This is a genomic window from Stenotrophomonas sp. SrG, assembly GCF_050031795.1.
Classification (GTDB): domain Bacteria; phylum Pseudomonadota; class Gammaproteobacteria; order Xanthomonadales; family Xanthomonadaceae; genus Stenotrophomonas; species Stenotrophomonas rhizophila_A.
The window spans coordinates 1-241 of sequence record NZ_JBNBBE010001030.1 but is presented as its reverse complement, the minus strand read 5'-3'; the positions used below and the strand labels follow the sequence as shown (position 1 = coordinate 241).

Genomic DNA, 241 nt, shown 5'->3' with positions numbered 1-241 from the left:
TTTTTTTTTTTTCGTTGGGGTTGTGGGTTTTGTTTTCCTTGGTTTATTCTTTGGTTTTTTTTTGGGTGTGTGTTTGGGTTGGTTTTTTTTGTTTTTTGTTTTTTTTTTTTTTTTTTTTTTTTGTTTTTTTTGTGGTTGGTTTTTTATTTTTGAATTTTGTTTTTGTTTTTTTATTTTTTTGTGGTCTTTTTTGTTCTGGTTCTTCTTGTTTTGTATTTTTTAATTGTATATGTCCCGGGAA

At 24.9% G+C, this 241-nt stretch carries 1 protein-coding gene; it reads right to left on the bottom strand.

Annotated elements, in window-relative coordinates; translation table 11 throughout:
• Positions 1 to 43: 43 nt before the first annotated feature.
• A partial coding sequence (locus ACQG3P_RS22610) for a hypothetical protein (RefSeq protein WP_426806303.1) occupies positions 44 to 241 on the bottom strand: 198 nt, incomplete at its 5' end.